This window comes from Moritella sp. 28 (assembly GCF_018219435.1).
GTDB lineage: Bacteria > Pseudomonadota > Gammaproteobacteria > Enterobacterales > Moritellaceae > Moritella.
Map to the genome: position 1 here is coordinate 4726438 of NZ_CP056121.1, position 25967 is coordinate 4752404.

A 25967-nucleotide genomic window follows, 5' to 3' on the forward strand; every position below is an offset into this window, starting at 1 on the left:
TAATTCTGCATCCTTGTCATAACGAGTACGCGTTATATAACAACATTATATGCGGCCTGCGTAATTAATCTTATACTCACCCTTGGCATTTTCTTGCCCAACATAACGTAAATTACTGCGTATTGATTGCGGTAATTCATTACTTGGTACAAGTACGCCTGAAAACGTGTATTTACCTTGATTTTCTAACGTAGCAATACCAGATAATTTCAGCTGATTAGAGCTCTGCTTGATATTCGCAACAATAGTCCCCTTATCACAAGTTAAATTAGCGACAGCAGAATCAATTTCTACATTGCCCAACAGTGAGTCAATGCCTGCATTAGACCAACTCAGCTGTCCATCAAGTTGTTCACACCAAGGGTTTCCTTGCTGCATCTCTGCTATTGTCAATTTAACGCTACCTTTGGTCGTCACTGGCAATGGAATATTACTCGCCGTGACTAACCATTCAGAACTTGCCGTAACGGTGAAATCTTGCGCATAGACACCAGCACTTGAATAGCCTAGTTCACCACTGCCGCGTAAGCTATTCTTACCACGACCAAACTCAACGTAAACTTGTGCAGATCCCGTTAATAGCGCAATTACCGATGTATCCCAGCTAACATCTTTCACTTCTATATGATTAAAAGATACCTGTTTTGCTTCCCCTTTCCATACCGAACCTTCAACTTGGCTAATCGTTAAGTTCGCTGGCAATGGAATATATGATAATACTAATGTAGCTGGTAGTGTGCCGATAAGAAAGAATACATACGCAATCATGACAAAACATAGCCCTAGAAGTTTATTTCTCATGCTCTTTTTCCTAACTGTAATCGGCGAACCTTAACCATCCCTTTTTTATCTGACACACTCAGATCAATATTCTGGATTTCAATACCGTATTGTTTGTTCAATTGCTCTAACCAATCGGTAAGCTGATTAAAATTAACATCATCAATCCATACTTGCAGATTATCTGCTTTTGCTTGAATACGTGTGAGCATTATCTTATGACGTTTAGCACTACGACTAACAAGCTGGTTAAGATCACCCGCTTCAGGACGGTTTACTTGGCCTCCCTGTAAATTCATAATTTTTTGCCCTATCACTTTCACATCGGCGAGTGTTTGCGTTTGAACATTAACTTTTCGTTGGGTATTGCTAATATCATTTTGTAACGGTTGCCAAACCAGCCAGTAACCACCTGCAAGCAATAATGTGGCGATTAATAAACTAATGAGCTGCTTTTCTTTTTGCTCTAATTGTTGCCAATATGCCTTCATTTTTTACCCTTAATATCCAGCGTGCCCTGAACACGGCCATTTCGTTGACTTAACGTCCCTTGTTCAACATCAAACTCAGTCGATAACGATGATTTGAATTGATCAAAGGCCTGAAAGTCCGCCGCACTTGCTTGCAATCGTAATGTTGCCTGTTTCGTATCAAATCGAACTGAAATAGGTTTAATATCCGGTGATTGTTTAAATGTAGGGGTCAGCTGACTTAACATCACTAAGAATCCTGAATCACTGCCCCCACCGCGTAAATCATTTAAACGATTCTGCATCTGTTTTTTAACTAAACGCGTATTTAGGCGCATTTTCTTCGGTTTAAATACCGTTTTATATACCTGCTTAATCTCATTCTCTAATGCCATTTGTTGCTGTTCTAACTTATTTAACATCACAAATTGATTCACAAATATCATCACGATAGCTAGACCTGCTGCGATAGCCGTACCACGCCATAATTTTAATGCGACATTTTCTTCACGTACTATTTTGTACTCGCCTTGTAATAAGTTATAACGGCTGGTAACAGCGCCCTCAGCACAAAGTTTCATTGGCAACTCAATTGTATTCTGTTGCCAATTATCTAACTCAAGATGATCGATAGTAGAATAGCTAGTCACCGTCTGCACAGCACTCTCATCATCAACGTCTAGATGAGCAACCGTTGGCAAGACAAAACCTAATAATGCGGTCTCAATACACATACCTTGTGTACGAGTTTTCCTAATAAGCCATTGCCCATCTAATTCAATCGCACTCCAACTCTCTTCACTGTACGGCAGTGTTAAGGCATCAGGAATAATTTGTGTGCAAACTAGTTCGGCATCCGATAACCATGATTGCCACTGCTGCATTTTGTCATGCGCAATCACCGCAACGGATACAGTATTCGCAGTCTTACCTAGAACAGAAAAGTGTAACTTATCAATATCACTACTCAATTCTTGTTCTAGCATGTAGGGTAATGCATTGAGTAATTGCTTATTGCTACGCCCAGGTAATTCCACCTCTTTAAACGTGATATCACAGCTTGGTACTAATGCAATGATAGGTCGCCCACCAGCACGGGATTTTAGCTCGATAAGTTCAGCGGCACAGGTCAAAACACCTGATGCAATGATCTCGCTTTCAACGGTTGACCACACTAACCAATGTATTGCTTGTCGACTTTCACTACCAAGCCTTACTACTAATTGCTCACTCATTGAGCTCCTCCGAATTGTCGACGAATAACATAAACACTATCTTTGCTTTCAGCTTTAAATAACGATTCTACTTTCATGGTTGCGCTAGCAAATTCAGCTTGTAATTGCGCAACAAAATAACCACTTTTTATACCAAACACAGCTTGCTCTTCCGTATCCAGCTTAATACCAGCCAATAACGGTAACGCCAAGAAATCCGCCGTTGTTTTCCAACCACCGTTAGGCCGTTCTTCCAATATTGTTTTCGCTACATCTAATGATAATTGTCCTGAAAATAATCCAGCTAATATCTCAGGCTTATCAATCACAATGGTATTCACGTTTATCTTTAAGACTGCTGTAGGTAAGGCGCAAAGATAAGGACGAACCTTACGGTAAACAGCTTGATTAAATCCTTTTATTGCCCGTAGTTCACTGACATTAATTAAACGTTGATTACCCGCTTGATAAGGGTAATCAAGGGATTCATAGTAAGCATCTTCGACACCGTAACTCGATATCACATTGGTATCACTATCAATCCAGTCACGTAAGGCATCACTTAATTGCTCCGCTTCATACGCATCCAGATCCAGCTGTTCTAATAGATTACGGAACAAGCGGACCTTCAGTGGGGCTTGACCGTCTTTATCTTCACCAGTGACAGCATTCACATTAAAACAGGCTTGCATATCAAAAACCTGACCACCAATGAGCCCATTTTCAACTGGGTACATCATGCCTTCTGTGGCCCAATATTGATCTAAGTTAATCGTATCATCGTCTTTCAAGGCTTGCTTTAATCCCTTTTCAACCAATGCCTCTGCACCATAAGCATACCAAAGGGCTTGTTGATGCGTCATGATATTACTGGTGCGGCGTAATTCCAGCTGTAAACGTGATGACATATTACTGGCAATAATCACCATCACAGCCAAAATAAGTAAGACGGTTAATAGTGCAATACCACGCTGTTTAGAGGCATATATCATTAGCTGCCCTTTCCTTTATCTTTATCTTCATCTTTATTTTTCGATTGTCGCTTTAGGTAATAGGAATAAGCGCTGAATTTCACCAAAACCTTTTAATGTTAGCGTCATTTTAACGCCATCAGGTAGTGCGGTCTTGTTTGTCCAAGTCTCATTCCATTTATTTTTATGATAAAATTCGAACGTTAATGACTCGACATTTTCCAAGATCAACTGCCTTTTCGGCTCTTCCCCTGTAGTGGGGTCTAAATAGACATAACTTAAACGTTCTAAGTGCGCATCTTTAACACGATACATTACCCGCTGTAACGATGAGCGTGGTAACTGTGATAATGGATTACGCCAACCACTGCGAACGAAAGCAATACCATCGTCATCACTATCAAACATAAATTTCCCAGACTGTAATGGCATTGCTGTCTGTTCATCATCACTACGATTATTACGCGCATTCATTTGTTGAAAATCACGCTCGACAATAACCATTGCTCGTTGTAATTGTTTTAATGCATTCCCACGTTCTGTCGAAATTTCATCGCTGCGTAATACACCTTGTAATACTTGATAAGCCCCCAGACTGAGTAAGGCAAAAATAGCGATCGCAATCATCATCTCGATCAATGTGAAGCCATTTTGTTTTATTGTCGGTTCTCGCATCATCTTAGCGCACCACATAGGTGAGTAAATGGCTAATCGTTGAGTCATACTTCTTATCTGTCGCCACTTCGACTGTCACCCCGACAAAATCATTGCTGTCTGTCGACTCTGCTTTATAACGCCAATACCAAGTTCGACCCGCTAATTCAGACTCACCTTTTCGCCATGACTTTCCTGGTATTGTTTTTGCTAATTTTAATTCAGTTAAAGTATTAGCAGCCACCCAATTAGCGAATGTTTTTTCTTCCAAATAGGCTAAGCTGCTGAGATTTTCAGTCGCGACTTTCATCACGGCTAAACCAGCCGTGCCAAATACCGCCATCGCCACCATGACTTCTAATAATGTCATGCCAGCTTGCTTACATAATGTTTTTTTTCCTAAACATGGTTTCATTAAAATCCATCCATCGTGGTATTAATCATTAATTTTCCATATTCATCAAATTGGACCTTGATACTACTGTCCCCAACATCCGCATCCATGTAGGTAAACGTCAACGTAAAATCGGTAATTTCACCGCTTGAATAAATAAACACATCCGGTTCGATACGTTCGTCTTTTTCATCACCTTCAAATAGCCCGCCATTATCCTCAAACAAACCATCATCATCAGCAAATAGCTTACGATCACCTAACAAGCTTCCTTCTGTTTTCAACCCTGCTAACTCAAGTGACATAAGCATGTCTTCTTGTAGCTCTTTTTTTACAAAAAACTTAGAATCATTAAATGCGGACCATTTATCATTGTCATCTAAATAAACAAATTGATAGTGCTGTTCTTCAATCACGATCCCCATTTCAATACTGCTGAGTAAGGCTTCTTCTTCGGCCAGTTCTAGCACTCCGATAAAACGAGCAGCTTCTTTTTTGAGTTGCTTATCAGGGCCAGAAGAACTCATTGTCATGACAACACCGGTGACCATCATGCCCATTAAGAATATAACTAACATTATCTCTAATAGTGTAAAGCCAGATTCTTGATGAGTACGATTTTTCATTGTGTACCTTTGCTCATTGTTGATATGCGTTCTGATAGAGTAAGAATTAACATCGAATGCATTCAGTTGGATAAAAAAAGGCACAGAAAAGAACCTGTGCCTCAATAAAACAATTAGTTACTTATCATGCATGTTCCAGTTGCCGATATCGTCATCGGAACCTTCTTCACCATCTAAACCAATAGAATAAATATCAACTTGACCATGTTCACCTGGGCTAACTAATAGATATTCATTACCCCAAGGGTCTTGCGGTAAACGCTTGATGTAACCGCCAGTACGATAATCTCTTGGTTCTGGATCTACATCCGGCATTTCAACTAATGCATCTAAGCCTTGTTCTGTCGTTGGATAACGGCTGTTGTCTAACTTATACATATCCATCGCATTTTCTAACGCGACGATATCTGATACTACTTTCTGGCGATCCGCTTTTTCTTTATTACCTAATAAATTAGGGATAACCATTGATGCAAGAATACCTAAAATCACGATAACAACCATGATTTCTAACAGGGTAAAACCTGACATATTCCGTTTTTTATTATTCATAAAATCCTCTATTTGAAATAAAAATCTAACCTGAAACCATATTGTTTAAGGACAAAATCGGTTGAAGAATTGCCATCACAATAAATAATACAACACCCGACATACTCACTACCAGTAAGGGTTGAAAAATGCCTAAAGCCATCGTCACTTGCGCTTCAAATTGTGAATCTTGATTATCTGCAGCACGCTCTAACATCGGACCTAATTCACCACTTTGTTCACCACTGGCAATCATATGCAGCATCATTGGTGGAAATAATTTTGTTTCCGTTAATGCTGCTCTTAAACTAGTACCTTCACGAACGCGCATTGTCGCAGCTTCGACCAATTTACGCGCATGCATATTGGTTAATACCCGTCCCGCAATCAACATACTTTCGAGTAGCGGTACCGCACTGGCATTTAAAATACTTAATGTTCGCGCGAAACGCGCAGTATTGATTCCACGACTCACCTTACCAATGACAGGCACTTTTAATAATCGTTCATCGAATATCAAGCGATTCGCAGGTTTTAATAACAAGCGTTTAATAACAATGATAGTAAGGACAATACCAACAACAAGATAAAGACCATAGTTACTGACAAAATCAGAAAGTCCGATCAATATTTGGGTGATTTGCGGTAATTCTTGTCCCATGTGTTCAAACTGGCCTACAACTTTAGGCACGACACTTGTCAATAATAGCGACACAACACCAATAGCCACCAGCGTTAACATGACCGGATAAATCATGGCTTGCGTTAATTGACTGGTCATTTTTTGGCGTTGTTCGGTATAGTCAGCCAAACGATTGAGTACTTTATCTAAATGACCCGACTTTTCGCCAGAGGCCACCATAGAACAATACAAGTCGTCAAAGGCATGAGGGAACTCAGCAAAACTTTCTGCTAACGTATGTCCTTCAACAACACGACTCCGTACGGCTAAGATCATGTTCTGGATACGTGGTAGTTCACTTTGTTCTGCAACCGCTTTTAATGATTCCTCGAGTGGTAGCGAAGCAGCAATTAACGTGGATAACTGGCGGGTTAATAGCGCCATATCCGCCGTACTAATACCTCGTTTAAATGAAAAAACACCTGCCGCTTTTTTCTTTTCAGCCGCTGCAGACATTTCCACTTCCAGTGGAGTTAAGCCTTTCTCGCGTAATAAAGCACGCGCTTGCTTTGGCCCATCAGCTTCCACTACCCCTTTTTTATTTTTACCTTTTTGATCAATCGCTAAATAAGAAAATGCAGGCATGCTTATCCCTCTCTTGTCACACGAAGTACTTCTTCTAAGGTGGTGACACCTTCCAGTACTTTAGCTAGGCCATCTTGACGGATACTTGGTGTGAATGGTCGAATATGACGTTCTACAATCTGTTCGCCAGCACCACTGTGGATCATGTCTCGCACATCTTCATCGACGATTAATAATTCATGAATACCAGTACGACCTCGATAGCCTGTGTTGTTACAGTTTTCGCAACCTTTCGGATGATAAATGACTGTCGCGTCCGCCACTCGATTAGAAGCCAATTGCTCAAGTTCGCGCTCTGTTGGCGGTGCACCCTCTCGACAATCTGGACAAAGCGTTCGAACTAATCGTTGTGCCAGTACTCCCAATATACTTGACGACAATAAGAAGGGCTCTAATCCCATATCACGTAAACGAGTGACGGCGCCCACTGCGGTATTAGTATGTAAGGTAGATAATACGAGGTGACCCGTTAAACTAGCTTGAACGGCAATTTGCGCTGTTTCTAAATCACGCACCTCACCAATCATCACAACATCGGGGTCTTGACGTAAAATAGCACGTAAACCACGTGAGAAGGTCATATCAACTTTTGGATTCACTTGCGTTTGCCCAATGCCATCAAGTTGATATTCAATTGGATCTTCAACCGTTAAGATATTACGATCTTTGCTGTTAATATCCGATAGTGCGGCATATAAGGTCGTACTCTTACCCGACCCCGTAGGACCAGTAACTAAAATAATGCCGTGTGGCTTATGAATAAGTTCAGACATCTTATTACGATTATCTAACGTCATCCCCAAATGCTTTAATTCTAATTTAGCGTTATTCTTATCGAGTAAACGCATTACGACACGTTCACCAAAACTCGATGGTAAGGTTGATACACGCACGTCAACACCACGTCCACCAATTCGCAACGAAATTCGCCCATCTTGGGGAACACGCTTTTCTGCGATATCCATTTTTGACATGACTTTGATTCGTGATATTAACAATGATGCTAATTTCCGATTCGGTTTCAAAATCTCTCTTAATACACCGTCAATACGGAAGCGGATCACCAATGCACGCTCAAATGTTTCCACATGAATGTCTGAAGCACCTTCTTTAATTGCTTCACTGAGCATCGCATTAATCAGTTTAATGATCGGCGCATCATCATCGGACTCCAATAAATCTTCTTCGGTTGGTAACTCCTCAGCTAACGTAAAAAAATCAACTTCATTACCAATGTCCTGCATTAACTGTCTTGCTTCTGATGAGTCACGTTGAAACACGTCTGTCAGTTTTAATTCGAATGCCTCATCATCTAATAATACCAATTGAAACACTTGACCAAGGTTACGACGTACTTCAAGTACAGTACTCGGGGCAACATCGGCTTTGTGATATAACACCCAGCCGCGTTCAGCTTCACTTAGCACCACACCAAATTTTTTGGCGAACGAAAAAGGCAAGCGTTCGCTTTCACTTACCTCGTCATAATCCTGAGTACTCATCTACTCAGCCTCACTTGTCGTTTTAGGCTTCGTTCTCATATCAAATTCAACCGTTTGATTATCTTGTTCTTCCAGATATTGACGAACTGCAGGCGAAATAATACGTTCTTCATCAAATTTAGGTAACACTGGAACATCAGTAAACGGCATCAATGCGACACCTTTTTCTTGTTGTAGCAACTGATTTGCGCGCATTAAACTGTACTTACGATTACTGATACCGCGGATCGATGCATTATCACGAATAATGGTCGGTTTAATAAAGATCATCAGATTACGTTTTGAAGTGCTTGATGATGTAGACTTAAATAAATTACCAATCCAAGGGATGTCGCCGAGCCAAGGCACCTTAGAAATACTTTCAATCACTTTCTCATCAAGTAAGCCACCAATCACGATCGTTTGCCCACTATCCACTAAAATGCTGGTATTTACCTGACGTTTCGCAAAAGTCACATCCACCGCAGTAGAACCTAATACTTGTGATACCTCTTGCTCAATGGTTAACTGTACCGCATCACCTTCGTTGATTTGTGGCGTCACTTTTAATTTAATTCCCACTTCCCGACGCTCAATCGTCTGGAATGGGTTTTCATTACCCGACCCCGTTGAAGAGCCTGTAATAACGGGTACTTCTTCACCAACAACAAATGTGGCTTCTTGATTATCGAGTGTCATGATACTTGGCGTAGCAAGAAGGTTAGAATTAGTATCTGTCGCAGCCGCTTGAATAATCGCACCGAAGGTTTTTGACCCATTCATAACGCCCATAATCATGCCGTTCACATTACCAAGTGCTGAAGCAAGTGCTGAAGTATCACCAGAAGTTGTAGTCGTCCTCGGTGTTTCTGCACCTGTTGTAGGGTCAGTATAAATCGTTGTCGTTTTTTTATCCTGTGCATCATAAATACCCTGGCCAAGTGCACCTAAAGAGACTTGCTTGCCATTATTATATTGCGTGCCTCCTGCTTCCGTTGCCCACTGAACACCAAAGTCAATGCCATCACCTTCTGATATTTCGACAATAATCGCTTCGACCAATACTTGTGCACGGCGAATATCAAGCTGACTAATCACTTGCTCTAAGGTACGCATCACATCCGGTTGCGCGGTAATCACCAACGCATTGGTGTCTTCATGCGCTTCAATACCCGGCTCTGATTTTGAACTCGATTTTGATTTTGATTTACTCGATGAACCAGACGTTCCATCCTCAATAGAGTTACTCACCCCTTTTAAAACTTCGGCAACTTCTTTGGCATTCGCGTATTTCAAGTAAATAACGCGGGTATTACCTGTGCTTTTTAATTCGCTATCAAGCTGTTGGATTAATTTAGCAACACGTTGACGCGCTTTGGGATCACCACTAATCACAACCGCGTTAGTTCTATCATCAGCAACAATTTTAGGTTGTAAGATACTTGGGATCTTCGATTTCCCATCGCCTTTGTTCACACTATCAATAATACGAACCATCTCACTAGCAGATGCGTATTTAAGATGAATAATATCAACGGCCTGATCTCCCGCTTTATCTACACGGCGGACAATTTCTACTAAGCGATTAACCACAGCTGCGCGGCCTGTCAGCATTAACACATTAGACGGTTCATAATGCACTACATTACCGCCACCAGCATTATCATTTAATTGACGTAATAACGGAGAGAGCTCACGTACTGATACATTATGAACAGGTACTACACGCGTAACCATTTCATCACCCTGACCAGGATCGTTATCATCAACCACTGGTATGCTTGATGTTTTTGCTACTTTGCTTTTAATAACTTTAAGTACACCATTGTCCATCTTAACAACGGAATAACCATATACATCTAAGACATTAAGAAAGAACTGATAATACTGTTCTTCATTTAATAAATCGTAACTACGAACATTCACCTTGCCACGCACACTCGGATCAATGATCACGGTTTTATTTAAGTTTTTACCCACAACATTAATAAATTCATTAATATCTGTGCCTTTAAAACTTGCAGAATAATCGGCAGCCATGGCCATCCCACTCAAACTCAGCAATATCCCTGAGGTTAAGCTTGTTAATTTTTTTCCAACGTTATTAAGGTTCATCTTTATCCTTAGCTACCTAAGTTACCGGCTTAAAAAGTGTTGCTCAAATGGCTACTCTGGCATACTTAAATAAATACTGTGTAATTGCCCATCACGCTCAACGGTGAGGGACATTTCGGTCAAGTCTTTCAGTTGCGTGGCAACTTCCATTGCTTGGCGAGTATCCGTTAAATCATATCCATTTAACGATACGGCGAGATCATTTGGCTTTAAACCAACTTCTTTAAATAGTTCACGATTTTTACCTGGATTAACACGATAACCCGCTAATTGCCCATTAGTTCGAACGGGAGAAATACGTACGTAGTCGGTAATGCTGGCAGGGTTTGATAATAAGTCTTTACGTAGATTAGAAAGGTCTCTAGGTGCTTTACTTGAACTTTCGTTATGAGACTGTCGCCCGCTTGTCTCACGAGTGAACTCTTCACCATCCAACATTAACGTTTCTAAGTTACCTCGATATTTAATGATCACACGGTCAACCAGTACCTGGTTTAACACCGCATTCGTGTCGCCAATCTCATCATCAATCCCGTACGTTTCTTGCTTACCTTTGAGCTCGATAATAGCTAATGCAAGACTTGGTTCACTACTCGCAACAAGACCAACTAATATTAGACGTAAGCGTGTTTTTGGTGCATCAATAGTCTGAACAGCGACAGACGCTTGATTTTCTGCGTTCTGTTTACCAAATAAATTTAAATTACGAAGTGTATTTAATTCATAACTTTTGGCTTGATCACTACCACGGCTAAATGTAGGTTGCCATAATGTTGCAGAATCTGATTTTATCGGCCATAACTGCCAAGTTAACACCGCTGATTGATAACAAAATACAGCGAGTAAAAAATAGCAACAAAAGGTCGATATTTGTTTTTGAGGTAGTTTGATTATAAGCTGCTTAAGCGCATCTAAATTATCCATTTTTGTATTACCCTAATACAGCATTACTTTCAAAATAAGCTATGTTTACCAACGTTTGTGATTAACCCGAATAAAAGTCGTAAATTGAACTGACCAATACTAGCCTTCTCGTTCTATCCGTACAAGCCTTAAACACGACAAACATCAGTTAAATCATATAAATCAGATAAATCGGGTAAATCATGATAGAAAATTAATGTTTTTTTAATAAAAAAACATACCAGCGCTAACCTTTAAAGAATATATGAATTCTGATTATTCGCCACACTATAATTAGAACACTTACAAATGAAACTATGACGAAAGAAATGTGAAATCAACGACGTGATTTAGTTAATGAAATGTGTATTTCCGCGTAATAAAAGACTCTCTTACTGCTTTATTTATCTGTTATAATCAGATCAATAAGATCGTTTATTTGGAATATGGTTACATTCAATATGTCAAAAAATACCAAACCAGATAGTGATGTGCGTTTTGATAAGTGGTTGTGGGCTGCACGGTTTTTTAAAACCCGCGCCATTGCCAGAGACATGATCCAAAGTGGTAAAGTCCGCTACAATGATCAACGCACAAAACCCAGTAAAACCGTTGAGTTGGGTGCAACAATAAAAATAAAACAAGGCTTTGATGAAAAGGAAGTGATCGTAAAGCAGCTTTCCGCACAAAGGAGAGGGGCACCAGAGGCGACTACTTTGTATGAAGAAACACCAACTAGTGTTGAAAAGCGTGCACAAAATGATGTCGCGCGTAAACTGAATACATTGTATAACCCTAGCCCTGATAAACGTCCCGACAAGAAACAACGTCGAGAACTATTGCGGATAAAAAATCATTAACTTTAACGTCGAGAATATTATGAGCCAGAAAGATTTATTACACCGTTACCTGTTTGAAGATCACCAAGTACGTGGTGAGATTGTACAACTTGAACAAAGCTTTATTGATATTTTAGAAAACCTAAATTATCCAAGACCTGTTCAGCGCCTACTCGGTGAGTTACAAGTTGCAGCAAGTCTATTAACAGCGACATTAAAATTTAAAGGCTCTATCACGGTTCAGTTACAAGGTGACGGTCCAGTGACACTTGCTGTTATTAATGGTAATGAAGATCTTGAATTACGTGGTGTGGCTCGCTGGAATGGTTCAGTACCAGACACAAACAATGTAAAAGAATTGATTGGTAAAGGAGTAATGGTTATTACTATCTCACCAGACAAAGGCGAACGTTATCAAGGTATCGTTGATCTTGGTGGCGAGACTTTACAAGAATGTTTGGAACAATACTTCGAACAGTCTGAACAACTAACAACACGTTTGTGGTTCCGTACTGGTAAAGTTGGCTATAGAAAACAAGCTGCGGGCATGATGCTACAAAAATTACCAGCATCAGACGACAAGAAAAGTTCACACGAAGATTTTGAACACCTCGCAGCATTAACTGAAACGATAAAAGATGATGAATTATTTAATCTTGATGCTGAAGATGTGCTAGTACGACTTTATCACCAAGAAAAAGTACGCTTATTCGATCCACAAACCGTGTCATTTAAATGTGGTTGTTCACATGAACGTAGTGCAGCAGCATTACTGAATGTAGCAAAAGAAGAGTTACTTGATATTATTGCTGAAAAAGGACAAATAGAGATGCACTGCGATTATTGCGGTTCGCTTTATGCTTTTAATGCAGGAGATGTAGAAGATATACATGCACCGCAAATTGGCAACCCTGTACATTAAACAAGATGGAATAAGAGTGTAACAAATACACCGCAGCACATCGTTTAATACTGCTAAATTTAATAATAAGAGTGCCGTTAGTGCACTCATTAAATTTAATTTTCAAACCAACTTAATTTAATCTGAAACAATAAATTAAACTCTGTACCCCCAGGAGATACCAATGACAGAAGTAAAACATAAAAATACAGTTATTGGCGCCACTATCGATCTATCGGTATATGGCATCAAGGATGTTGAAGAAATCGTATATAACCCTTCTTACGAGCTACTTTTTTCAGAAGAAACAAAAGCAGGTCTAGAAGGTTATGAAAAAGGGACTGTTACTGAATCAGGTGCAGTTGCAGTTGATACAGGTATCTTCACTGGTCGTTCACCAAAAGATAAATACATTGTTCGTGATGATACAACTCGCGATACAGTATGGTGGTCAGATCAAGGTAAAAATGATAATAAAGCCATCTCTCAAGACGTATGGAATGATCTTAAAGCACTCGTAACACAACAGCTTTCCACAAAACGTTTATTCGTTGTTGATACATACTGTGGTGCTAACGCCAATACCCGTATTAAAGTTCGTTTCATCACCGAAGTTGCATGGCAAGCGCATTTCGTTAAGAACATGTTCATCCGTCCAACCGAAGCAGAATTAGCAACTTACGAACCAGATTTCGTGGTAATGAATGGTGCTAAGTGCACAAACCCTGATTGGGAAAAGCACGGCCTAAATTCTGAAAACTTTGTTGCTTTCAATTTAACAGAGAAAATTCAACTTATCGGCGGTACTTGGTACGGCGGCGAAATGAAAAAAGGTATGTTCTCTTATATGAACTACCTATTGCCACTACAAGGTATTGCATCAATGCATTGTTCAGCAAACGTAAGTTCTGATGGTGAAACAGCAATCTTCTTTGGCTTATCTGGTACAGGTAAAACAACATTATCAACCGATCCAAAACGCCAATTAATTGGTGATGATGAACACGGTTGGGATGATGATGGCGTATTCAACTTCGAAGGTGGTTGCTACGCAAAAACAATTAAGTTAAGTGCAGAAGCGGAGCCAGAAATATTCGGCGCAATTCGTCGTGACGCATTACTTGAAAACGTAACCGTACTTGACGGTGGCGTAGTTGATTATAACGACGGTTCGAAAACAGAAAACACGCGTGTTTCTTACCCTATCGAACATATTGAAAACATTGTTAAGCCGATCTCAAAAGGCGGTCACGCAAATAAAGTTATTTTCTTAAGTGCAGATGCATTTGGTGTTTTACCACCAGTATCTAAACTAACGCCAGAACAAACTAAATATCACTTCCTATCAGGTTTTACCGCTAAATTAGCCGGCACTGAGCGTGGTATTACAGAACCAACACCAACATTCTCAGCATGCTTCGGTGCTGCGTTCCTATCACTTCACCCTACGAAATACGGTCAAGAACTTGTTAAACGTATGGAAGCATCAGGCGCGCAAGCTTACCTTGTTAATACTGGCTGGAACGGCACTGGTAAACGCATTTCAATTAAAGATACGCGTGCCATCATCGATGCAATTCTTGATGGCTCAATTGAAAAAGTGGAAAGTAAAACGATCCCTTACTTCAATTTAGAAGTACCAACAACACTACCAGGTTGTGATACTAAGATTCTTGACCCTCGTGATACATACGAAGATGCAAATGTATGGGAAGAGAAAGCCGTTGACCTTGCTAAACGTTTCGTGAACAACTTCGAGAAGTTCACTGACAACGAAGAAGGCAAAGCACTGCTTGCTGCTGGTCCACAACTTTAAACTTTATTTAAGTTGTGTTTATACCGATTTAAATAATGAGCAATCATGAACAAAATGCCAGTATCGAGTAATCGACCTGGCATTTTTTCTACCTGCCATAACGAAAATGAGCTATTCAGCTGTGCTATTGCTATAATTTCTTTTCAATATAATTTAAGAAGGTCATAGCATTGGCTATATCAAACTTAATCACCCGAGTTGGCTGGGAAACTTTAGACAAACGCCTTAAATTTCTCTGGAAAGAAGAACGACCAAGAGTCACAAAAGTTGTGTCTTGGGCAGCTTCTCTAGGTGACCGCAGTGAGAATGCTGACTACAAAGAAAATAAACATTTACTGCGAACCATCGACCGCGAAATTCGATTTTTAGTTAAACGCCTCGAAGTATTAGAGATCGTCGATTATCGTCCACAACAAGATGGCACAGTCTATTTTGGCGCCTATGCCGAATTAGAAGATGATGATGGAAAGGTAATCCAGTGCCGCATTGTCGGCCGTGACGAATTAGACCCTAAACGTAATTTCATTACAGTCGACTCACCAATGGCAAAAGCCCTTATCGGGAAACAAGTTGATGATGAGGCGATAGTGCACACGCCTGCGGGTAGTAAAACGTGGTACATCAACAAGATCCAATACACCCCATTTACAGAATAATCATCCGTATTCATGTCATCACAAATCTATTCATTTTAAGGATCCAAAGTGTCTAAATTAGCTATTCTGATCGCGCAAGAAATTAATGCGCATGTACGCCAAGTTAACGCTGCAATTACCCTACTTGATGACGGGTCGACCGTCCCTTTTATCGCCCGCTATCGAAAAGAAGCCACTGAAGGCTTAGATGATGGCCAATTAAGAACATTAGAACAGCGCCTGACCTACTTACGTGACTTAGAAACGCGCCGTGAAACAATTTTAAAAAATATTGCCGAACAAGATAAGTTAACCCCGCAGTTAACCGCCGCTATCAATAATGCTGAAACAAAAACGCGTTTAGAAGATCTCTACCTACCTTTTAAAACCAAACGCCGTACGAAGGGCCAAATAGCAATTGAAGCAGGATTAATACCATTAGCAGAATCTCTGATTGCAAATCCACAACAGCAGCCGATCAAACTCGCCAAACAATTTATCACATCAGACACTAATTTTGCTGAACCAGAGCAAGTATTAGAAGGAGCTAAATTTATCCTGATGGAAAAAGCGAGCGTTGATGCAGAACTGATTGCTAAAGTCCGTAAACAGTTACTTTCTCACGCAACGCTTGAATCAAAAGAAAATAAAAAAACAGCCACAGAAGACAGTAAATTCAAAGATTATTTCGCCCACAGTGAGGGGATTAGCAAAGTACCATCACACCGCATGTTAGCCATGTTACGCGGCAAAAATGAAGGTGAGCTACAAATAGGTTTGAATGCAGACCCTGAATTTACCGAGAAAAATGCAACCAGCTATTGTGAAATAATCATCGCCAAACATTTGGGGATTCATTATCAAAATAAACCCGCTGACGAATGGTTAAAATCAGTCGTTCACAGCAGTTGGAAACAAAAATTACTCAGCCAATTAGAAACTGAACTTATCGGTAAAATGAAAGAGTCGGCGGAAGTTGAAGCTATCAAAGTATTCGCAGCCAACCTAACTGCATTGCTCATGGCATCGCCAGCGGGACCAAAGGTAACACTTGGACTTGATCCCGGGTTACGTACAGGTTCCAAAATTGCCATCGTTGATGCAACAGGTAAATTACTCGATCACACAACCATCTATCCGCATGTACCACAAAAGCAATGGCAACAATCGCTGTCGACATTAGCGACTTTGTGCCAACGCTATAACGTTGAGTTAGTCAGTATTGGTAACGGCACCGCATCTCGAGAAACAGATAAGTTAGTCGCTGAGTTAATTAAAGCGAAGCCTGAGCTTAAATTACAAAAAATCATGGTCAGTGAAGCCGGCGCATCAGTCTATTCTGCATCAGAGTTAGCAGCCAACGAATTTCCACAGCTTGATGTTTCTATTCGAGGAGCCGTATCCATTGCCCGTCGTTTACAAGACCCACTTGCCGAGTTAGTTAAAATCGACCCGAAAGCAATTGGTGTTGGTCAATATCAGCATGATGTAAACCAGACCTTGTTATCAAAGCAACTCGACATTGTCATTGAAGATTGCGTAAATAAAGTCGGTGTTGATGTTAACTTAGCATCTGCAGCCCTACTCTCTCGTGTTGCTGGATTGAACAAAACGATTGCTGAAAACATTGTTAATTATCGTAATGACAACGGTCCATTTAGTAAACGTAGTGAACTAAAGAAAGTTGCGAGATTAGGCCCTAAAGCTTTTGAACAATGTGCCGGATTCTTGCGTATATTAAACGCGAAAGACCCGCTTGATAGCTCAGCAGTTCATCCTGAGTCATATTCCATCGTGAAAGAGATTACTCAAAAGACAGGGAGAAAAATTACCGATATTATTGGTAATAGTGAAATACTGAGATCGCTTGATCCACAAGATTACACAAATACTAAAGTGGGGATACCAACGGTCATCGACATTCTGCAAGAGCTAGAGAAACCAGGTCGAGATCCAAGACCCGAATTCAAAACAGCAACATTCAAAGACGGTATTGAAAAAATAACAGATTTAGAACCAGGGATGTTATTAGAGGGTATAATCAGTAATGTGACTAACTTTGGTGCCTTTGTTGATATCGGTGTTCATCAGGATGGTTTAGTCCATATTTCTGCACTAACGAACCGTTTTGTAAAAGATCCCCATGAGATTGTGAAAGCTGGTCAAGTAGTCAAAGTTAAAGTGACAGAAATTGATATAGCCAGAAAGCGTATCGCACTCACAATGCGGTTAGATGATGACATAGTACAACGTAATACTTCAGAATCAGATAAGAACCAAACGGTTGTTAATAAAGCAAAACCATACAAGCAACCAGAATCAAAAAAACAGAATCAAACTGAAAATAGAAATACATCGTTCGGTAACAATGCCTTTGCTGACGCGTTTAAAAATGCAAAGAAACGTTAATAGTGAAATGACTATGTTATAAAATGAAATGTGGCGAACTTAGTTCGTCATTTTTTAGCTATTCTCTGCTAACAATTAATGACATAAATCGAAGATGAAAAAAAGGTCGCCTAAGCGACCTTTCTATATATTGTTCAAACTAATCGAAATTAAGCGATTACTTTAGAAACAACACCAGCACCAACAGTACGGCCACCTTCACGGATAGCGAAGCGTAGACCTTCTTCCATCGCGATTGGGTTGATTAGCTCAACAACAAACTTAAGGTTGTCACCAGGCATAACCATTTCAACACCTTCTGGAAGCTCTACAGCACCAGTGATGTCAGTTGTACGGAAGTAGAACTGTGGACGGTAACCTTTAAAGAAAGGAGTGTGACGACCACCCTCTTCTTTAGAAAGTACGTATACTTCAGATTCAAACTTAGTATGTGGAGTGATTGAACCAGGCTTAGCTAGTACTTGACCACGTTCAACGTCTTCACGTTTAGTACCACGTAGAAGTGCACCAATGTTCTCACCAGCACGACCTTCGTCAAGCAGTTTACGGAACATTTCAACACCAGTACAAGTAGTAGTAACAGTTTCACGGATACCAACGATTTCTACTGCATCACCAACGTTAACGATACCTTGCTCAACACGACCAGTTACAACAGTACCACGACCAGAGATTGAGAATACGTCTTCGATAGGCATAATGAAAGGCATATCGATAGCACGTTCTGGATCAGGGATGTATGAATCTAGCGCTTCTGCTAGTTCAATGATCTTGTCTTCGTACTCTTTTTCGCCTTCAAGTGCTTTAAGAGCAGAACCCTGGATAACTGGTAGGTCATCACCTGGGAAGTCATATTCAGAAAGAAGTTCACGAACTTCCATTTCTACTAGTTCAAGTAGTTCTTCATCATCAACCATATCACATTTGTTCATGAATACGATGATGAAAGGAACGCCAACCTGACGTGAAAGCAGGATGTGCTCACGTGTTTGTGGCATAGGACCATCAGTTGCAGCAACAACTAGGATAGCGCCGTCCATTTGAGCAGCACCAGTAATCATGTTTTTAACGTAATCCGCGTGACCTGGGCAATCTACGTGTGCGTAGTGACGGTTAGGCGTATCGTATTCAACGTGAGAAGTGTTGATCGTGATACCACGTTCTCTTTCTTCAGGAGCGTTATCGATTGATGCGAAATCTTTAGCTTCACCACCGTATACTTTTGCAAGTACGTTTGTGATTGCTGCTGTTAGAGTTGTTTTACCATGGTCAACGTGACCAATTGTACCTACGTTTACGTGGGTATTACTACGTACAAATTTTTCTTTAGACACGACGTGTACCTTCTAATTATCAGTTAAGCCTTTATCTTATGATAAAGACTACCAAAGTTAAACTTTATTTCGCTTCAATAATTTTGTCAGCGATGTTTTTAGGTGCTTCATTGTATTCAAGGAATTCCATTGAATACGAAGCGCGGCCCTGTGTAGCTGAACGTAGTGCAGTTGCATAACCGAACATTTCAGATAACGGAACCTTAGCATGAATAATTTTAAGACCTGAGTGGCCATCATCCATACCATCGATCATGCCGCGACGACGGCTTACGTCACCAACAACATCACCCATCCACCCCTCAGGAGTGGTAATTTCAACTTTCATCATTGGCTCAAGCAAGGCTGGATTTGCATCCAATGCGCCTTGTCTGCAACCAAAAGAACCCGCGACCTTGAATGCCATTTCATTGGAATCAACATCGTGAAATGAACCACCGTAGAGTGTAACACGAACATCCATGATAGGATATCCAGCTAACACACCTTGGTCCATCTGTTCTTTACAACCTTTTTCTACCGCTGGAATGAATTCACGAGGAACTTCACCATCAACGATTGCATCCACAAATTCAAAACCAGCACCCGCTTCAAGCGGTTCTAATTTCAGCAGAACATGGCCATATTGACCTTTCCCGCCTAATTCGCGAATGAATTTACCTTCTGCTTCAACCGAATCACGAATTGATTCACGATATGCAACCTGAGGCTTACCAACGTTGCATTCAACGTTAAACTCACGACGCATACGGTCAACAATAATATCCAGGTGAAGTTCACCCATACCAGATATCAGAATTTGCGCTGACTCTTCGTCAGTTTCAACACGGAACGATGGATCTTCCGCCGCTAATTTACTTAGGGCGATAGCCATCTTATCTTGGTCGGCTACTGTTTTAGGCTCTACAGCAATTTGGATAACCGGTTCCGGAAAATCCATACGCTCAAGAATTACTTTATGATTAGTATCACAAAGCGTATCACCAGTAGTGACGTCCTTAAGACCAATTGCCGCAGCAATATCGCCGGCACGTATTTCTTTCAATTCTTGACGATCATTGGCATGCATTTGCACAATACGACCTAAACGTTCACGCTTCTGCTTAACAGAATTATAAACGCCATCGCCCGTATTGACCACCCCAGAATACACCCGCAGGAACGTAAGCGTACCTACGAATGGGTCTGTCGCGATCTTAAAGGCTAATGCAGCAAAGGGAGCGTCATCACTTGATGGACAAGTAATTTCGTTCTCGTTATCATCAATACCATTGATATCTTTCACTTCCGTTGGGCTAGGAAGAAATTCAACCACGGCGTCAAGTACCGCTTGTACACCTTTATTTTTAAAGGCAGAACCACAAGTCGCAAGTACGATCTCGTTGTTCAGCGTGCGTTGACGTAAACCCGCTTTAATTTCTTCTTCAGATAATTCACCTTCTTCAAGGTATTTATCCATAAGCTCATCGTTAGCTTCGGCGGCAGCATCAACCAATTCTTCATGTAATTCTTCTGCACGCTCAAGTAGACCAGCAGGAATATCGCCATAACTAAATGACATACCTTGATCTGCTTCATTCCAGCTAATTGATTTCATCTTAATTAAATCAATTACGCCTTCAAACTCTTCTTCCGCACCAATGTTTAACTGGATAGGAACGCAAGTCGCGCCCAGGCGATTACGAATTTGGTCAATAACAGCTTCAAAATCAGCACCTGTACGATCCATCTTATTAACGAATACGATACGTGGTACTTGATATTTATTAGCTTGACGCCAAACCGTTTCAGATTGTGGTTCAACACCTGATGCACCACAAAACACGACAACTGCGCCATCAAGGACTCGTAAAGAACGTTCTACTTCAATCGTGAAGTCAACGTGTCCCGGAGTATCAATGATGTTGATACGGTGCTGCTTAAATTTCGCATCCATACCTTTCCACATTGTTGTTGTCGCAGCAGAAGTAATGGTAATACCACGCTCCTGCTCCTGTTCCATCCAATCCATAGTGGCTGCGCCATCATGAACTTCACCCATCTTATGTGAAAGGCCAGTATAGAACAGAATTCGTTCTGTAGTTGTAGTTTTACCCGCATCAACGTGAGCACAAATACCAATATTTCGGTAGAGCTCGATCGGAGTTGTACGTGCCACAATAAATCCCTTACTAGGAAACCTAGACAGAAAGTAATTGACGCAGATTTAAAATCTGCGTCCAAAAATTACCAGCGATAGTGAGCAAATGCTTTATTCGCGTCAGCCATACGGTGAACGTCTTCACGTTTCTTAACCGCAGAACCTTTGTTTTCAGCAGCGTCGAATAGCTCTCCAGCTAGACGAGCAGCCATTGATTTTTCACCACGTTTACGTGCTGCTTCAACTAACCAACGCATAGCTAGTGCATTACGACGAGAAGGACGAACTTCTACAGGCACTTGGTAAGTTGAACCACCAACACGGCGAGATTTAACCTCAACCGATGGACGAACATTGTCTAAAGCGATTTCGAAAAGCTCTAGGTGTGTTTTATCTTCACTTTTAGTAGAGATAGTTTCTAGCGCACCGTATACAATCGCTTCTGAAGTAGATTTTTTACCGTCTACCATTACGATGTTGATGAATTTTGCTAGAATTTCTGATCCGAATTTTGGATCTGCTAAAATTTCTCTTTTAGCTACGACGCGACGTCTTGGCATCTCTTATTCCTCGTTGTGCTTCAGGTATTACCCAAAACTAATAAATAGTTAACAGTTTGCTTGGCCTTACTAAACGAAGAATTATTAATTCTTAGGGCGTTTAGTACCGTATTTAGAACGACCTTTACGACGGTCACTAACACCAGCTGTATCTAGCGCACCACGAACTGTATGGTAACGAACACCCGGTAAATCTTTAACACGACCGCCACGGATTAGGATCACGCTGTGTTCTTGAAGGTTATGGCCTTCACCACCGATGTATGAAGTTACTTCATAACCGTTAGTTAGACGAACACGAGCTACTTTACGTAGAGCCGAGTTAGGTTTTTTAGGAGTAGTAGTGTATACGCGAGTACAAACACCACGACGTTGTGGACAAGCTTCAAGAGCAGGAACGTTAGTTTTTGTAACGTTTCTTACGCGAGGCTTGCGTACTAATTGGTTAGTAGTTGCCATTTAAAATAGCTCCGTTGAGTTTTTTACGTGTGAAAAATCATCCCTAATATAGGGACGCAGAATTTTAGTCATTGCGCCTTTAGCTGTCAAGCATAAGAACAGTATTATTGAAAATAAATCAGTTTATTCACCAATAAATCGTAAATAAACCGCATTTACAACACTACTAGATAAAAACTTACCCATAGTTCATAGGGCAACAATGAAAATTCGTACAGTTAAGCTTCTTTAATTCCAAGTCTGTACTTGTAAATGCGACACAGTAAGATTAACAAATTCTAGATAGCTAACTTGCTGACCTAGCATACATTTTAACCCTCTCGCATCCAGATCTTCAGTTAAAGTGTAAACACTTATCTTTGGTAGGAGATCTTGAAGTATTTTAGCATATTTATGCTGTGATGCCGTAATGACGACAGCATCTTGAATAAAGAGCAGCGCATCACCCTCATTGAGATAAGCTAGGCTGTCAATAAATGTGTTTTTTGAGAACGGCGACGATTTAATAATGTGAAGCATGATGTTATCACCAATCAAAAATTCAAAATAATAGCATGCTGGCGTATTCGCTGATTAATTTCTAGCTGTGATAAACGTTCAGCATCGATAATCAACTCAATATCGCTTATACCTCGCTCTAGAAGCGAGTCAGCGCACACATAAATGTTTTCGATATCATATAAGTCAAACAGTCCAAATGTAGGCGAAAAATCCCGACAAGCGATATTTTGAGGCTTTTGATTACAGACTAACTGATAAACGCCATCGCCAATAAAAAAAACACTTAACTCTTCCGTTAATGCAGACGTAGCAAGGATGGCGTCTTGTGTTTCTCTGGCTAGACTCGTACCATGAGGAACTTGACGAGTAACAAACGCGGCTCTCAACATATTTTCAACCAAATGTAGATAATTAAAACTGGATAACCCGATCAGCAGTCATAATCGACTCTGCTAATTGACCTAACCCGGTTAATTGAAATGGTAACTCAAGATTAAACTGATTCTTCCCAGTCCTATCCGCTTCATTTTGATCAATAACACCACGCCTTAGCGCTGCACCTGAACATATATCTAAAGGAAATAGATGCTCACGAGCCATCAAAAGCCAAGCATTATATAAATCAAATTCATCCGCAGCTGGAGATGTCAGCGTTGAACCATTAAGCACACCATCATTATAAAAAAATACGCGCTGAATAGTATGACCTAACTCAATCGCTGATTTAACATAATGATAGGCGCTTAAAGCATCTTGACTACCATATGCTGGACCTGTAACAAGCACAGCAATAGTGACCGATTTAGACATAAATAGGCCTAATTAAAGCGTGTAAGCGATAGCTTCAACTTCAACTAATACATCTTTCGGTAAACGAGCTACTTCAACACATGAACGTGCTGGTGCGTTCTCAGGGAAATAACGTGCGTACACTTCATTGAAAGTAACAAAATCATTCATATCACTCAGGAAACATGTTGTCTTGATTACTGTATCGGCACTTGCATTCGCCGCTTTTAGTACTGCCATTAGATTTTCCATTACTAATTCAGCTTGCTCTTTCACGCCACCTTCAATAATGTCCATCGTCTCTGCCACTAATGGGATCTGTCCTGAAGTAAAAACCATATTACCAAGTTGATTAGCTTGTGAGTACGGACCAATTGCAGCAGGTGCATTCGTTGTAGAAATGATTTTTTTACTCATTGTAAGTTCCATAAATTTATCAATGCTCCCATATTTAGAGCGAGTATATTGCACTATTTATACGCATTATATTTAATAACACGCATAATAAGCAAATCTAGAGCAACGAATAGTTTAAACTTTATAGGTTTTTTTACATAAAATTAATTTGATTAGTGCTTTCTGTCGTTTTTATTTTAAGCTAAAATTACCTATTGTGTTTAGCGGATTAGAGGATTAACGAATGTTCATATCATTAGACCATAGAACCCTCTCCCTATGCATGCAAACTTGTAAAGCCTCATAACTATTCATATGAGGCTTTTTTTTGGATAATTCTGATCATCAGGGCACAAAAATGGTAAATCCGTTATTTAGAAAACATATAGTATCTATCAATGATATGTCACGTAATGAGCTAGAACTTATTGTTAAAACTGCGGCAAAACTAAAAAAACAGCCACAGCCCGAACTTTTAAAAAACAAAGTAATTGCGAGCTGTTTCTTTGAAGCATCAACACGAACACGATTATCATTCGAAACGGCGATCCAACGATTAGGTGGGACTGTTATTGGCTTTGATAATGCTGGTAACACATCACTTGCGAAAAAAGGTGAAACGCTTGCCGATTCAATCAGTGTGATCTCAAGCTATGCGGATGCATTTGTGATGCGCCACCCTCAAGAAGGTGCAGCAAGACTGGCATCAGAATTTTCCAACGTTCCCGTAATTAACGGCGGTGATGGCTCTAATCAACATCCCACACAAACATTACTCGACCTATTCTCTATTTACGAAACACAAGGCCGTTTAGATAATTTAAATATCGCATTGGTGGGAGATCTTAAATACGGTCGAACAGTTCATTCTTTAGCACAAGCCCTTGCTAAGTTCAGTGGCTGCAAGTTCTATTTCATTGCACCAGATGCATTGGCGATGCCTGAATATATCTGTGACGAGCTTGATGAGCACGATATCAGCTATGCCTGTTATAACTCGATTGAAGAAGTCGTGCCTGAAATCGACGTGTTGTACATGACTCGCGTACAAAAAGAACGTTTTGATGAGACAGAGTATCAACACATGAAAGCTGGTTTTATTTTATCAGCCAGTTCATTAAAGAATGCGAAAGATAATTTAAAAGTGCTTCACCCATTACCACGTGTTGATGAAATCACTGTCGATGTGGACAAAACGCCATACGCGTATTACTTCCAGCAAGCTGAAAATGGTGTCTACGCACGTGAAGCATTACTTGCTCTTGTATTAAACGAAACAATTGAAGGATAAGATAATGAAAAGCAATCACATGCAAGTAGAAGCTATCTGTAATGGCTACGTTATCGATCACATCCCATCAGGACAAGGTGTGAAGATCCTAAGACTATTTAGTCTTACAAATACCAAGCAGCGTGTTACCGTTGGTTTTAACCTTCCAACTCATAATGGTGCGACCAAAGATTTAATTAAAGTTGAAAACACTGAGATAACCAAGTCACAAGCTAATCAATTAGCACTGCTTGCACCAAATGCAACCATCAATATAATTGAAAATTTCGAGGTGACAGATAAGCATGCGTTAGCATTGCCAAAAGACGTTGAAAACGTATTCCCGTGTCCAAACTCAAATTGTATTACACACGGAGAACCAGTTATTTCATCTTTCACCATTAAAATGATCAAAGGTAATATCGGTTTGAAATGTAAGTATTGTGAGAAAACTTTCTCAAAAGAGATTGTAACAGAGCAAGTTTAACTTAAATTAATACAGAGCTGCTTCT

The 25967-nt window shown here is 40.3% G+C and carries 27 protein-coding genes; 7 read left to right on the forward strand and 20 right to left on the reverse strand.

What is annotated here, in order from left to right:
* Positions 1-45: 45 nt before the first annotated feature.
* The 12 genes from HWV02_RS21045 to gspC form a co-directional block, all read right to left on the reverse strand.
* Entirely contained in the window at positions 46-801 is a 756-nt protein-coding gene (locus tag HWV02_RS21045) for a type II secretion system protein N (RefSeq protein WP_211689275.1), read from the reverse strand.
* The gene (gene gspM, locus HWV02_RS21050; RefSeq protein ID WP_211673291.1) at positions 798-1271 is read right to left on the reverse strand and encodes a type II secretion system protein GspM; all 474 of its coding nucleotides are present in this window, start codon (positions 1269-1271) and stop codon (positions 798-800) included. Before gspM ends, HWV02_RS21045 begins: the two co-directional genes overlap by 4 nt.
* Complete coding sequence (gspL, locus tag HWV02_RS21055; RefSeq protein ID WP_211689276.1) at positions 1268-2485, reverse strand: type II secretion system protein GspL; 1218 nt, start codon at positions 2483-2485, stop codon at positions 1268-1270. The genes gspM and gspL overlap by 4 nt, the downstream gene beginning before the upstream one ends.
* Positions 2482-3456: a type II secretion system minor pseudopilin GspK gene (gene gspK / locus HWV02_RS21060; protein WP_211689277.1), complete on the reverse strand. Its 975-nt coding sequence runs from the start codon at positions 3454-3456 to the stop codon at positions 2482-2484. Before gspK ends, gspL begins: the two co-directional genes overlap by 4 nt.
* A gap of 33 nt (positions 3457-3489) precedes the next feature.
* Positions 3490-4158: a type II secretion system minor pseudopilin GspJ gene (gspJ, locus tag HWV02_RS21065; RefSeq protein WP_255550567.1), complete on the reverse strand. Its 669-nt coding sequence runs from the start codon at positions 4156-4158 to the stop codon at positions 3490-3492.
* Positions 4115-4504: a type II secretion system minor pseudopilin GspI gene (gene gspI / locus HWV02_RS21070; RefSeq protein ID WP_211689278.1), complete on the reverse strand. Its 390-nt coding sequence runs from the start codon at positions 4502-4504 to the stop codon at positions 4115-4117. Before gspI ends, gspJ begins: the two co-directional genes overlap by 44 nt.
* The gene (gspH, locus tag HWV02_RS21075) at positions 4504-5109 is read right to left on the reverse strand and encodes a type II secretion system minor pseudopilin GspH (protein WP_211689279.1); all 606 of its coding nucleotides are present in this window, start codon (positions 5107-5109) and stop codon (positions 4504-4506) included. Before gspH ends, gspI begins: the two co-directional genes overlap by 1 nt.
* Positions 5110-5226: 117 nt before the next feature.
* Positions 5227-5661: a type II secretion system major pseudopilin GspG gene (gspG, locus tag HWV02_RS21080; protein WP_211673296.1), complete on the reverse strand. Its 435-nt coding sequence runs from the start codon at positions 5659-5661 to the stop codon at positions 5227-5229.
* A 25-nt stretch (positions 5662-5686) separates the two neighbouring features.
* Positions 5687-6907, reverse strand: a complete 1221-nt coding sequence (gspF, locus tag HWV02_RS21085) for a type II secretion system inner membrane protein GspF (protein ID WP_211689280.1) — start codon at positions 6905-6907, stop codon at positions 5687-5689.
* 2 nt (positions 6908-6909) lie between these two features.
* Complete coding sequence (gene gspE / locus HWV02_RS21090) at positions 6910-8409, reverse strand: type II secretion system ATPase GspE (protein ID WP_211689281.1); 1500 nt, start codon at positions 8407-8409, stop codon at positions 6910-6912.
* Positions 8410-10503, reverse strand: a complete 2094-nt coding sequence (gspD, locus tag HWV02_RS21095) for a type II secretion system secretin GspD (protein ID WP_211689282.1) — start codon at positions 10501-10503, stop codon at positions 8410-8412.
* A 51-nt stretch (positions 10504-10554) separates the two neighbouring features.
* Positions 10555-11427, reverse strand: a complete 873-nt coding sequence (gene gspC / locus HWV02_RS21100; RefSeq protein WP_211689283.1) for a type II secretion system protein GspC — start codon at positions 11425-11427, stop codon at positions 10555-10557.
* A gap of 425 nt (positions 11428-11852) precedes the next feature.
* Between gspC and hslR the strand changes: the two genes are divergently transcribed.
* From hslR to HWV02_RS21125, 5 genes are all read left to right on the forward strand, one after another.
* Positions 11853-12266: a ribosome-associated heat shock protein Hsp15 gene (hslR, locus tag HWV02_RS21105; protein WP_211677756.1), complete on the forward strand. Its 414-nt coding sequence runs from the start codon at positions 11853-11855 to the stop codon at positions 12264-12266.
* Between the two features lie 19 nt (positions 12267-12285).
* A complete protein-coding gene (gene hslO, locus HWV02_RS21110; RefSeq protein ID WP_211689284.1) occupies positions 12286-13167 on the forward strand; it encodes an Hsp33 family molecular chaperone HslO in 882 nt (293 codons plus the stop codon).
* Positions 13168-13330: 163 nt separating this feature from the next.
* Positions 13331-14962 carry a phosphoenolpyruvate carboxykinase (ATP) gene (gene pckA, locus HWV02_RS21115; RefSeq protein ID WP_211677758.1) on the forward strand — a complete coding sequence of 544 codons (1632 nt, stop codon included), beginning with the start codon at positions 13331-13333 and terminating at the stop codon, positions 14960-14962.
* A 170-nt stretch (positions 14963-15132) separates the two neighbouring features.
* Complete coding sequence (greB, locus tag HWV02_RS21120; RefSeq protein ID WP_211677759.1) at positions 15133-15618, forward strand: transcription elongation factor GreB; 486 nt, start codon at positions 15133-15135, stop codon at positions 15616-15618.
* A 48-nt stretch (positions 15619-15666) separates the two neighbouring features.
* Positions 15667-18006, forward strand: coding sequence for a Tex family protein (locus HWV02_RS21125; RefSeq protein ID WP_211689285.1), 2340 nt, complete (start codon positions 15667-15669; stop codon positions 18004-18006).
* A 149-nt stretch (positions 18007-18155) separates the two neighbouring features.
* Here the strand turns inward: HWV02_RS21125 and tuf are convergent, their stop codons facing one another.
* The 8 genes from tuf to HWV02_RS21165 form a co-directional block, all read right to left on the reverse strand.
* Positions 18156-19340: an elongation factor Tu gene (gene tuf, locus HWV02_RS21130; protein WP_211677761.1), complete on the reverse strand. Its 1185-nt coding sequence runs from the start codon at positions 19338-19340 to the stop codon at positions 18156-18158.
* A 64-nt stretch (positions 19341-19404) separates the two neighbouring features.
* A complete protein-coding gene (gene fusA / locus HWV02_RS21135; protein ID WP_211677762.1) occupies positions 19405-21498 on the reverse strand; it encodes an elongation factor G in 2094 nt (697 codons plus the stop codon).
* Positions 21499-21566: 68 nt separating this feature from the next.
* Positions 21567-22040: a 30S ribosomal protein S7 gene (rpsG, locus tag HWV02_RS21140; protein WP_017223615.1), complete on the reverse strand. Its 474-nt coding sequence runs from the start codon at positions 22038-22040 to the stop codon at positions 21567-21569.
* 84 nt (positions 22041-22124) lie between these two features.
* On the reverse strand, positions 22125-22499 hold the full coding sequence (gene rpsL, locus HWV02_RS21145; RefSeq protein WP_006033662.1) for a 30S ribosomal protein S12: 375 nt from the start codon (positions 22497-22499) through the stop codon (positions 22125-22127).
* A 228-nt stretch (positions 22500-22727) separates the two neighbouring features.
* Positions 22728-23018 (reverse strand): sulfurtransferase complex subunit TusB, encoded by a 291-nt coding sequence (gene tusB / locus HWV02_RS21150; protein WP_211689286.1) that lies wholly within the window; start codon positions 23016-23018, stop codon positions 22728-22730.
* A gap of 14 nt (positions 23019-23032) precedes the next feature.
* Complete coding sequence (tusC, locus tag HWV02_RS21155; RefSeq protein WP_211677763.1) at positions 23033-23389, reverse strand: sulfurtransferase complex subunit TusC; 357 nt, start codon at positions 23387-23389, stop codon at positions 23033-23035.
* Between the two features lie 22 nt (positions 23390-23411).
* Positions 23412-23810, reverse strand: coding sequence for a sulfurtransferase complex subunit TusD (gene tusD, locus HWV02_RS21160; RefSeq protein ID WP_211677764.1), 399 nt, complete (start codon positions 23808-23810; stop codon positions 23412-23414).
* Between the two features lie 12 nt (positions 23811-23822).
* Positions 23823-24206 (reverse strand): RidA family protein, encoded by a 384-nt coding sequence (locus tag HWV02_RS21165; RefSeq protein ID WP_211677765.1) that lies wholly within the window; start codon positions 24204-24206, stop codon positions 23823-23825.
* 337 nt (positions 24207-24543) lie between these two features.
* On the opposite strand from HWV02_RS21165, the gene pyrB reads away from it, so the two are divergent.
* Both pyrB and pyrI read left to right on the forward strand, forming a co-directional pair.
* Positions 24544-25476, forward strand: a complete 933-nt coding sequence (gene pyrB, locus HWV02_RS21170) for an aspartate carbamoyltransferase (RefSeq protein WP_211680357.1) — start codon at positions 24544-24546, stop codon at positions 25474-25476.
* Positions 25477-25480: 4 nt separating this feature from the next.
* Positions 25481-25942 carry an aspartate carbamoyltransferase regulatory subunit gene (gene pyrI, locus HWV02_RS21175; RefSeq protein WP_211677766.1) on the forward strand — a complete coding sequence of 154 codons (462 nt, stop codon included), beginning with the start codon at positions 25481-25483 and terminating at the stop codon, positions 25940-25942.
* Positions 25943-25967: the final 25 nt, after the last annotated feature.

What these genes read in the sequence shown, in the direction of transcription:
- gspJ (WP_255550567.1), bottom strand. Translation starts at nt 4,158, where the DNA reads ATGACTCAACGATTAGCCATTTACTCACCTATGTGGTGCGCTAAGATG.
- hslR (WP_211677756.1), top strand. Translation starts at nt 11,853, where the DNA reads ATGGTTACATTCAATATGTCAAAAAATACCAAACCAGATAGTGATGTG.
- rpsL (WP_006033662.1), bottom strand. Translation starts at nt 22,499, where the DNA reads ATGGCAACTACTAACCAATTAGTACGCAAGCCTCGCGTAAGAAACGTT.
- gspI (WP_211689278.1), bottom strand. Translation starts at nt 4,504, where the DNA reads ATGAAACCATGTTTAGGAAAAAAAACATTATGTAAGCAAGCTGGCATG.
- gspM (WP_211673291.1), bottom strand. Translation starts at nt 1,271, where the DNA reads ATGAAGGCATATTGGCAACAATTAGAGCAAAAAGAAAAGCAGCTCATT.
- pckA (WP_211677758.1), top strand. Translation starts at nt 13,331, where the DNA reads ATGACAGAAGTAAAACATAAAAATACAGTTATTGGCGCCACTATCGAT.
- gspD (WP_211689282.1), bottom strand. Translation starts at nt 10,503, where the DNA reads ATGAACCTTAATAACGTTGGAAAAAAATTAACAAGCTTAACCTCAGGG.
- gspL (WP_211689276.1), bottom strand. Translation starts at nt 2,485, where the DNA reads ATGAGTGAGCAATTAGTAGTAAGGCTTGGTAGTGAAAGTCGACAAGCA.
- tusB (WP_211689286.1), bottom strand. Translation starts at nt 23,018, where the DNA reads ATGCTTCACATTATTAAATCGTCGCCGTTCTCAAAAAACACATTTATT.
- pyrB (WP_211680357.1), top strand. Translation starts at nt 24,544, where the DNA reads ATGGTAAATCCGTTATTTAGAAAACATATAGTATCTATCAATGATATG.
- gspK (WP_211689277.1), bottom strand. Translation starts at nt 3,456, where the DNA reads ATGATATATGCCTCTAAACAGCGTGGTATTGCACTATTAACCGTCTTA.
- tusD (WP_211677764.1), bottom strand. Translation starts at nt 23,810, where the DNA reads ATGTCTAAATCGGTCACTATTGCTGTGCTTGTTACAGGTCCAGCATAT.
- gspC (WP_211689283.1), bottom strand. Translation starts at nt 11,427, where the DNA reads ATGGATAATTTAGATGCGCTTAAGCAGCTTATAATCAAACTACCTCAA.
- gspF (WP_211689280.1), bottom strand. Translation starts at nt 6,907, where the DNA reads ATGCCTGCATTTTCTTATTTAGCGATTGATCAAAAAGGTAAAAATAAA.
- gspG (WP_211673296.1), bottom strand. Translation starts at nt 5,661, where the DNA reads ATGAATAATAAAAAACGGAATATGTCAGGTTTTACCCTGTTAGAAATC.
- HWV02_RS21165 (WP_211677765.1), bottom strand. Translation starts at nt 24,206, where the DNA reads ATGAGTAAAAAAATCATTTCTACAACGAATGCACCTGCTGCAATTGGT.
- pyrI (WP_211677766.1), top strand. Translation starts at nt 25,481, where the DNA reads ATGAAAAGCAATCACATGCAAGTAGAAGCTATCTGTAATGGCTACGTT.
- gspE (WP_211689281.1), bottom strand. Translation starts at nt 8,409, where the DNA reads ATGAGTACTCAGGATTATGACGAGGTAAGTGAAAGCGAACGCTTGCCT.
- rpsG (WP_017223615.1), bottom strand. Translation starts at nt 22,040, where the DNA reads ATGCCAAGACGTCGCGTCGTAGCTAAAAGAGAAATTTTAGCAGATCCA.
- hslO (WP_211689284.1), top strand. Translation starts at nt 12,286, where the DNA reads ATGAGCCAGAAAGATTTATTACACCGTTACCTGTTTGAAGATCACCAA.
- tusC (WP_211677763.1), bottom strand. Translation starts at nt 23,389, where the DNA reads ATGTTGAGAGCCGCGTTTGTTACTCGTCAAGTTCCTCATGGTACGAGT.
- HWV02_RS21045 (WP_211689275.1), bottom strand. Translation starts at nt 801, where the DNA reads ATGAGAAATAAACTTCTAGGGCTATGTTTTGTCATGATTGCGTATGTA.
- gspH (WP_211689279.1), bottom strand. Translation starts at nt 5,109, where the DNA reads ATGAAAAATCGTACTCATCAAGAATCTGGCTTTACACTATTAGAGATA.